This window comes from Bradyrhizobium sp. SHOUNA76 (assembly GCF_023006445.1).
Taxonomy (GTDB): Bacteria; Pseudomonadota; Alphaproteobacteria; order Rhizobiales; family Xanthobacteraceae; genus Bradyrhizobium.
This window is the reverse complement of record NZ_JALBHA010000279.1, coordinates 1-8,433: the sequence shown is the minus strand read 5'-3', so window position 1 is coordinate 8,433 and position 8,433 is coordinate 1. Positions and strand designations below refer to the sequence as shown.

Sequence of the window (8,433 nt, the reverse complement as noted above, 5' to 3'; positions counted from 1 at the left end):
ACTGAGGAGCAATACGCCACCACAGGCGATCCCGTGAACCTGACGCCGCCGGCGCAGCCCGCCCGCCGCTACATGCCGCAGGACGACAACTACATCTATCCCGCCGACGGCAGCGACACCGGCGCGCGCTATCCCGCGCCGCGCTCGGCCAACCGCCCGCTCTATGACGCGCAGGTCTATCAGCAGCAGCCGCAGCAATATTACAATCAGGGCTACGGCCAGCAGGGCTATTATCAGCCACAGCCCCGGCAGGTTTATCAGCCACGCGGCTATTACTATCAGAACTGACGCGACCGTCCGCGGTCGCCATCGACCGCTCTCGCCGATTAGCACGAGCAGCAGATATCGCTTCGAGGCACCATGCCATCACGTGCCGCGACCATCGTGACCGTGTTCTCGATTCTGATGGCGGGACAAGCCATGGGATTCGACCTCGAGGCGCATCGCGGCGGGCGGGCGCTGTTGCCGGAAAACACCCTGCCCGCCTTCGCCAACGCGCTGTCGATGGGCGTGGACACGCTGGAGCTCGACGTCGGCGTGACCGCGGACGGCGCGGTCGTCGTCTCGCATGAGCGCGGGCTCAATCCTGATCTCGCCCGCGGTGTCGGCGGCGCCTACATAACTGCACCCGGCACGCCCTTGGTAAAACTGCGGCTCGACGAGGTCAGGACCTATGACGTCGGCCAGATCCGGCCGGACAGCGCCTATGCGAAACAATTCCCCGACCAGCGGGCCCTGCCGGGGACACGCATTCCCACCTTGAGCGAGCTGTTCGCGCTGGTACGAAAATCCGGCAACTCGCGTGCGCGCTTGAACATCGAGACCAAGATCGATCCGAACCATCCGGACCAATCCCTCGACCCGCAAGCCTTTGTCGCGAAGCTGCTGGGACTGATCGAGACCGAAACCTTTTCCGACAGGGTCATGATCCAGTCTTTCGACTGGAGAACCTTGCAGCTCGTCCAGCAGCAGGCTCCGAAGATCCCGACGGTGTACCTGACGCTCCAGCGCGGCTCAGGCCAGACAGTGGCGCTGGACAAGGCCACCAACTGGACGGCGGGCTTCAGCCCGGCCGATCACGGCGGTTCGCTGCCGCGGACGATCAAGGCTGCGGGCGGTGCGATCTGGTCGCCCTATTTCGGCGATGTGACCGCCGCGCTCATCTCGGAGGCCCACGACCTCGGATTGCGCGTTGTGGTGTGGACGGTCAACAAGCGCGAAGACATGACGCGGATGATCGAGCTCGGTGCCGACGGCATTATCTCGGACAGGCCGGACCTGTTGAGAGCCGTCGCGGGCGAGAAGGGAATTGCGCTGCCGGCGGGGACGCCGGTCGAGCCGTAGAATCGCTCTCGTGTCCCGGACGCGGTGCAGCGTGCAACGCTGCTCCGCAGAGCCGGGACCCAGAACCCTGCGCCATGGGCCCCGGATCTGCAGCGCATCACTTTGTGCTGCGCAGCGCCGGGGCACAAAGCACCCAGACTTGCAGCTCTACTCCCCGTCCCTCAAGCGCCGATACAACGCGCCCAGGATGTTGGAATAGTCGTCGGTCCAGACCCGCACCCTGTCGTCGGCTTCGGTCTGCTCCCATGATTTGGAGGCGGCGAGCCGGCCGATATCGGCATCCTCGCGCGCGGAGATGACGACGTCGGTCGAGAAAATGTAGTCACCATCGCGTCCTGAATCCTCGTTGAAGACCCAACTCTTGAGATCGTTGGCATCCGCAATGCCGACCACGACGGTCTCGAGATCGAGGTGGCGGTTGGAGACGTGCATGACCACGGCACCATGCGGCGCGAGCTTGTCCTTGTAGATCTTCATCGCCTCTTCGGTGGCGAGATGGATCGGGATTGCATCCGACGAATAGGCATCGACGATGATGAGGTCGTAGGCGCCGTCGGGCTCCTTGGCGAAGGTGAGGCGCGCATCGCCGATCACCGGTTTCATGTCCGGCATGCAGCTCGAGATGTAGCGGAAATTTTTGGGGTCACGCGCGGCATCGACCATCGACTGGTCGATCTCGAAAAATGTCCAGTCCTCGCCAGGCGCGGCGGCACAGGCGAGCGTGCCCGATCCGACGCCGATCGCGGCGACCTTGAGCGGCGCACCCTTGCGCTCGCGGATCGCGCTGACGGCCTGACCGATGCCGCCATCCTTGTGATAATAGGTGATCGGCTCGGGCCGGCCGGCGACCGGCGTGCCGTCATTGTTGCGGAAACGCTCGGCGCCATGGATGGTGGTACCGTGCATCAGCACATGGAAATAGCCACCGGGCGTCACCACGATCTTGTGCACGCCGAAGAAGCTGCGCACCGTGGTGACGCGGCCCTCGTCCGCCGGATAGACCCGGATCAACGCCAGCGCGAGCGCGACGGTGGCGAAGATTTTCCAGCGGCCGGCATTGAGCGCCAGCGCGAGCAGCGCCGCGAGCACGCCGACGCTGCCAGCGACCCAGACGCGGTGATCTTCGAACCAGGTCGAGAGGCCGCCCGTGGTGGTGGACGGCACGACGAGCGCCACCGCGAGCGCGGCGAGTGCGAGCCAATACCATTTGACGATGTCCGCCAGCCGCTCGTTCGCAAGCGGCCGGCACAGCGCAGCAAGCGCGATCAGGATCGGATATTCGGCGATCCACGAGAAGGTGAACGGCGCGAGCAGCCCCGCGAACAGGCCGCCGACCATGCCGCCGAACGACAGCGCGACATAAAAGCCGGTGAGATATTTGGCGGCCGGTCGGGTCCGCGCCAGTTCGCCATGGCACGCCATGGCGATGACGAAGAAGCAGAGCTGGTGACCGCCGAGCGTCAGCAGGAGGTTCTGCTCGCCACCGAAGGCCAGCAGGACGACGACGCCCGCGATCGCAACCGGCTGCAGCATCAGCATCCATTTGTGCGGCAACAGCGGCCGCGACTGGAATACCACCACCCAAGTGAGCAGATACAGCGACAGCGGCAGCACCCATAGCAGCGGCGCCGCCGCGACGTCGGTGGAGATGTGCGCGGTGACGGCGATGAGCAGGCCCGACGGCACCGCGGCGAGGAATATCCAGCGCAGCCGCGTCACGAAGCCCGGCGCCGGCGCATGCGCGTCCTCGGCTCGCGCATCGACCTCAGCCAGCTTCGGCGAGCGCAACAACAGCACACCGCAGGCGCCGATCAGGAGGATCAGCAGGCCATAGCCGGCGGTCCAGAACCGGTTCTGCGTGTGCAGCGTGAATATCGGCTCCAGCAGGAACGGATAGGACAACAGCGCAAGGAAGCTGCCGATGTTGGAGGAGGCATAGAGGAAGTAGGGATCGTGTCCGGCCGGATGGCCGGTGCGGACGAACCAGGCCTGCAGCAGCGGATTGTTCGCGGCGAGCGCAAAGAACGGCAGGCCGATCGAGACCACGAACAGGCCGAGCAGCCAGAACGCATAGCCCGAAGCGGGCGGCTCGCCATAGGCGGAGGCGATGCCGAGCGGCAGGGTGGCGAAGGCCGCAATCAGCAGCACCAGATGCACCGCGACCGGAACGATCCGGCGCCTCGCCTGCATCAGCAGATGCGCATAGGCATAGCCCGCCAGCAGCAGCGACTGGAAGAACACCATCGCCACCGACCACACCGCCGGCGAGCCGCCGAGCCGCGGCAGCACCATCTTCGTGAACAGCGGCTGCACCGAGAACAACAGCAGCGCGCTGACGAAGATCGCCGCGGTGTAAACCGTCAGCAGCAGCCGGTTGCGCGACGAAGACGGCTGCTCCGTGGCGGCAGGTTGCACGATCGAATCCATGAGCGCTCCGGCAAACATTCCCCGGCGGGCGCCGGACGCGCGCAATGGAGCACAAGGCGCCTGAACGGGCAATAAAGGGGGTTGTGATGTTGCAGTGAGGATTGCTTGATATTAGAGGGTCGTTCCGGGGCGGTGCGAAGCATCGAACCCGGAACCTCGAGATTCCGGGTTCTCGCTTCGCGAGCCCCGGAATGACACTAGACTGGGCTCTGCATTCCTCATGAGCGAAACCGACGTCGTCATCATCGGCGCTGGCCATAACGGCCTCACCTGCGCAGCCTATCTCGCGATGGCGGGCCTGCGCGTGCGCGTGGTCGAGCGCCGCAAGGTGGTCGGCGGTGCCGCGGTCACCGAGGAGTTTCACCCGGGATTCCGCAATTCGGTCGCGGCCTACACCGTGAGCCTGCTTAATCCACAGGTGATCCGTGACCTCAATCTTGCGGAGCAGGGCCTGCGGGTCGTCGAACGGCGCGCCCAGAATTTCCTGCCCGCGCCTGACGGCAGCTATCTCCTCACCGGCGAAGGACGGACGCAGGCATCAGTCGCGCGGCTGAGCGCGCATGACGCGGCCGCGCTCGAGGGGTTTTCACGCGAGCTGGAAGACATCGCCGACGTGCTCAGGCAGTTCGTGCTGCGCGCGCCGCCGAATCTCGTCGACGGTTTTGGCGCGGCGGCCGTCCGCGAAGGCGTCAACGCCTGGAAGACCGCCAACATCCTGCGTGGTCTCACCCTGGAACAGAGCCGCAGCCTGCTCGATCTCTTCACCCGCTCGGCCGGCGAGATGCTGGACGAGCGCTTCGAGCATGATCTGGTCAAGGCGCTGTTCGGCTTCGACGCCATCGTCGGCAACTATGCCAGCCCCTACGCCGCCGGCTCGGCCTATGTGATGCTGCATCACGCCTTCGGCGAGGTGAACGGCAAGAAGGGCGTCTGGGGCCATGCCATCGGCGGCATGGGCGCGATCACGCAGGCGATGGCGCGCGCGGCACGCGACCGTGGCGCTGTGATCGACACCGAGGCGGGCGTCCGCGAGATCATCGTCGAGCGCGACCGCGCCGTCGGAATCGTGCTGGAAAACGGCGAGACGATCCGCGCGAAATATGTCGCGGCCAACGTCAATCCAAAGCTGCTCTACACGCAGCTGATCGAGGCCGACGCTCTCCCTGCGGACTTCCTCGCTCGCATCCGGCACTGGAAGAACGGCTCCGGCACCTTTCGCATGAATGTGGCGCTGGACTGCCTGCCCTCCTTCACGGCGCTGCCGGGCGAAGGCGATCATCTCTCATCCGGCATCATCCTGGCGCCGAGCCTCAACTACATGGACCGCGCCTATCTCGATGCGCGTGCGCAAGGCTGGAGCCGGGAGCCGGTCGTCGAGATGCTGATCCCCTCCACGCTCGACGACACGCTGGCGCCCGCGGGAAAGCACGTCGCCAGCCTGTTCTGCCAGCACGTCGCGCCGGAGCTTCCCGACGGAACGTCGTGGGACGACCATCGCGACGAGGTCGCCGATCTCATGATCGCGACGGTGGATCAATACGCGCCGGGTTTTGCGGGAAGCGTGCTCGGCCGCCAGATCCTGTCCCCGCTCGATCTCGAACGGCAGTTCGGGCTGCTCGGCGGCGACATCTTCCACGGCGCGCTGACCTTGAACCAGCTGTTCTCGGCACGGCCGATGCTGGGCCACGCCGATTATCGCGGGCCGTTGAGGGGCCTCTACCATTGCGGCTCCGGCGCCCATCCCGGCGGCGGCGTCACCGGCGCTCCCGGCCATAACGCCGCGCAGGCGATCCTGAGGGATCACCGGTCGCTGTTCGGAAGCCGTGGATAGGTCTGTGGATCTCTTGTGGACGGGCTGTTGAATGGTCTGTGGACAGGTCGACGGATGCTCGATCAAAACGTCGAGGCGCCCTGAGGAAAATCGGTGGAAGATCGCAGGGGCAATCGCGGGAGAAGCCGGTGGATAGCGTCCCGGCAAGCAGCGGACAATCTGTGAATATCGAAGGCGCTCACCAAAAAACGACCTCGCCCGCCAGGGGAATTCCCCTCGCGGGCGGTGATCAGGAATAGCCTCAAAAGAAAAACAACACCCCCTGGGAAATGGGGCGGAAATTACTTCAAGGAGGTGCTAATCGAAGTGAACTTATCGTTCAGGGTGGTGCCCAGGTTGTTCACCACGGTGATGATGGCCAGAGCGATACCCGCTGCAATCAGACCGTACTCGATCGCGGTTGCACCGGACTCATCCGACCAGAACTTCTGAATCATGCTTTTCAAGTCTCGCCTCCGTTTCAATTCCAAGCTGTGTTGGCTTAATTCGACACCCGGAAATGTACGGGACACAACCTACGCCCCGGTTAACCCGGGAACCGCAAGTTATGCGGTAAATAGGGAACAAAAGTTCCAAAAATTGAACCCAACGGAACCCTGAATGCAGCCTTCTCCGACCCATCGCGCCAGCTTTTCGATCGGCAGCGAGGCCGACGCCAGGCGCGTCGTCGACGTGCTCACCGAGGTGTTTTTCGAGGGCGATGCGGCGGTCGCCGCCTTCGAGCGGCCGGACGGACAATGGGACGTCACGCTGCATTTCGCCGAGGCGCCCGACCAGGTGCTATTGCGCGAACTCGTTGTAACTTCGGCAGGAAATGAGATTGCCGATACGCTCATCTTCGACACGATGGAGGCCAAGGACTGGGTCAAGGCCAGCCTGGAAGATCTCGTCCCGGTGCCGGCCGGTCGTTTTGTCGTGCACGGCAGCCACGACCGTGACCGCGTGACGGCGAACAAGCTCAAGATCGAGATCGAGGCCGCGCTCGCCTTCGGCACCGGCCATCACGGCACCACCCGCGGCTGTTTACTGCTGCTTGACCATGTCCTGAAGAGTTGCCGTCCGAGGAACCTGCTCGACCTCGGCACCGGCACCGGCGTGCTGGCGATCGCCGCGGCGAAAGCCTTGCACCGCCATGTGCTCGCCTCCGACATCGACCCGCCCTCGGTGCGGGTGGCGGCCGAGAATGCGGGGCTGAATGAAGTCGGCAACCTGGTGCGGGTGATCCGCGCCACCGGCTTCGCTGCGCCGGATTTTGGCCAGGCCGGTCCGTTCGACCTGGTGCTGGCCAACATCCTTGCCAACCCGCTCAGGCAATTGGCGGGCCCGATGGCGCGGCATCTCGCGCCCGGCGGAAGCGTCATCCTCTCCGGCCTGCTGACGCACCAGGCCCCCGCCGTGATCGCCGCCTACCGCGCGCGCGGCCTCGCGCCGTTGAAGCATCTGCGGATCGAGGGGTGGAGCAGCTTGCTGCTGCGGAAGATGGGATAGCCTGCACAGGTGCCGTAGGGTGGGCAAAGCGAAGCGTGCCCACCCACTTTTTGCGACCGAGAGAGATAGTGGGCACGGCGCTTCGCGCCTTTGCCCACCCTGCGGCATCATCGATGCCGCTACTCCGCCGGCTTCTCGTCGCGGCGCATCGCTTGCTCGTCCTGCAACGTACGCCTTGCGCGGCGCTCGGCGATGCGGTCGATCACCTGGCTGATGACGCTGCGCGGCTTCTGCGGTGCCGCCGCAGTGGGAGCCCGACGCACCGGCGGCGAAATCTTCTCAAACGTGAATGCTGGCATCGTGTGTCCCCTCGTCGTTGAGATGAACCACCTGCTCGAATTTCCCTGTTATCCGGACAAAGCGCGACTGCCGCATCCTTACTCCACTCGACTCGAGTGGAACCATTTCAAGCACGGTCCATGCCAGATGCGACGCAAATGCGCCCAGATTGCGGACTCGTCCCCATGATCCTAAAGTGATCCACCATGTTCGAAGCACACTTCCAGACATTCGAGGAGCCGGAGGCCGGCGTCGCATTGACCGCACGGCTGGCCGCACTTCGCGAAGAACTCGCCCGCCGCAAGCTGACCGGCTTCGTCATTCCACGCGCCGATCAGCAGCAGAACGAATATGTGCCGCCGTCGGAAGAGCGGCTGGCCTGGCTGACCGGGTTCACGGGTTCGGCGGGATTCGCGGTGGTCCTGACCCGGGAGGCCGCATTGTTCGTCGACGGCCGCTACACGCTTCAGGCCGCCAAGCAGGTCGATGCAAAGGCCTGGGCCGTGGAATCGCTGATCGACCCGCCGCCGGAGAGCTGGGTGTCGGCGCATCTGAAAGCCGGTGACCGCCTTGGATTTGATCCATGGCTGCACACTTTTGCGGCAGCCGAACGCCTGTCCGCGGCATGCGCCAAGGCCGGTGCCGAGTTGGTCGCCGTCGACAGCAATCCAATCGACGCGATCTGGCAGGACCGCCCGCAGCCGCCGCTCGCCCCCGTCGCCATCCACACACTGGCACATGCCGGCGTTACGGAGGCTGAGAAGCTGACGCAGATCAAAAGCGAGATCGGCAAGCTCGGTGTCGACGCGCTGGTTTTGTCGGACAGCCACGCGGTCGCCTGGACCTTCAACATCCGCGGCGCCGACGTCGCCCATACCCCGCTGCCGCTGTCCTACGCGCTGGTGCCGAAAGACGGACGTCCCACCATCTTCATCGACCATCGCAAGCTCTCCAATCTCACGCGCGACCATCTCGAGCAGGCCGCCGACGTGCGCGAGCCCGACGCGATGGCGCCGACGCTGATGGCGCTGGCCAAGAGCGGCGAATCGATCGCGCTCGACAGC

General features: G+C 64.9%; 7 protein-coding genes and 1 pseudogene. 5 read left to right on the top strand and 3 right to left on the bottom strand.

Translation table 11 applies throughout. From position 1 onward, the window contains the following. Positions 1-288: pseudogene (locus MOV74_RS24300) on the top strand (L,D-transpeptidase); the annotation flags it as partial. A 72-nt stretch (positions 289-360) separates the two neighbouring features. Next, entirely contained in the window at positions 361-1,344 is a 984-nt protein-coding gene (locus MOV74_RS24295) for a glycerophosphodiester phosphodiesterase (protein ID WP_246928278.1), read from the top strand. A gap of 147 nt (positions 1,345-1,491) precedes the next feature. Here MOV74_RS24295 and MOV74_RS24290 read toward each other — a convergent pair whose 3' ends face one another. Next, a complete protein-coding gene (locus tag MOV74_RS24290) occupies positions 1,492-3,771 on the bottom strand; it encodes a class I SAM-dependent methyltransferase (RefSeq protein WP_246928276.1) in 2,280 nt (759 codons plus the stop codon). Between the two features lie 220 nt (positions 3,772-3,991). Here MOV74_RS24290 and MOV74_RS24285 point away from each other — a divergent pair, with 220 nt between their 5' ends. Continuing rightward, positions 3,992-5,602 (top strand): NAD(P)/FAD-dependent oxidoreductase, encoded by a 1,611-nt coding sequence (locus tag MOV74_RS24285; RefSeq protein ID WP_246928271.1) that lies wholly within the window; start codon positions 3,992-3,994, stop codon positions 5,600-5,602. 281 nt (positions 5,603-5,883) lie between these two features. On the opposite strand, the gene MOV74_RS24280 is transcribed toward MOV74_RS24285, so the two are convergent. Further along, on the bottom strand, positions 5,884-6,039 hold the full coding sequence (locus MOV74_RS24280) for a Flp family type IVb pilin (RefSeq protein ID WP_404979164.1): 156 nt from the start codon (positions 6,037-6,039) through the stop codon (positions 5,884-5,886). A gap of 163 nt (positions 6,040-6,202) precedes the next feature. On the opposite strand from MOV74_RS24280, the gene MOV74_RS24275 reads away from it, so the two are divergent. After that, positions 6,203-7,090: a 50S ribosomal protein L11 methyltransferase gene (locus tag MOV74_RS24275; protein WP_246928266.1), complete on the top strand. Its 888-nt coding sequence runs from the start codon at positions 6,203-6,205 to the stop codon at positions 7,088-7,090. Between the two features lie 119 nt (positions 7,091-7,209). Here the strand turns inward: MOV74_RS24275 and MOV74_RS24270 are convergent, their stop codons facing one another. Continuing rightward, positions 7,210-7,389 (bottom strand): hypothetical protein, encoded by a 180-nt coding sequence (locus tag MOV74_RS24270; RefSeq protein WP_246928263.1) that lies wholly within the window; start codon positions 7,387-7,389, stop codon positions 7,210-7,212. Positions 7,390-7,575: 186 nt separating this feature from the next. Here MOV74_RS24270 and MOV74_RS24265 point away from each other — a divergent pair. Then, the coding region (locus tag MOV74_RS24265; RefSeq protein WP_246928260.1) for an aminopeptidase P family N-terminal domain-containing protein at positions 7,576-8,433 on the top strand (858 nt) is incomplete at its 3' end.

Excerpts from the sequence above, each read along its gene's own strand:
- MOV74_RS24270 (WP_246928263.1), bottom strand. The coding sequence starts at position 7,389 with ATGCCAGCATTCACGTTTGAGAAGATTTCGCCGCCGGTGCGTCGGGCT.
- MOV74_RS24280 (WP_404979164.1), bottom strand. The coding sequence starts at position 6,039 with ATGATTCAGAAGTTCTGGTCGGATGAGTCCGGTGCAACCGCGATCGAG.
- MOV74_RS24290 (WP_246928276.1), bottom strand. The coding sequence starts at position 3,771 with ATGGATTCGATCGTGCAACCTGCCGCCACGGAGCAGCCGTCTTCGTCG.
- MOV74_RS24295 (WP_246928278.1), top strand. The coding sequence starts at position 361 with ATGCCATCACGTGCCGCGACCATCGTGACCGTGTTCTCGATTCTGATG.
- MOV74_RS24285 (WP_246928271.1), top strand. The coding sequence starts at position 3,992 with ATGAGCGAAACCGACGTCGTCATCATCGGCGCTGGCCATAACGGCCTC.
- MOV74_RS24275 (WP_246928266.1), top strand. The coding sequence starts at position 6,203 with ATGCAGCCTTCTCCGACCCATCGCGCCAGCTTTTCGATCGGCAGCGAG.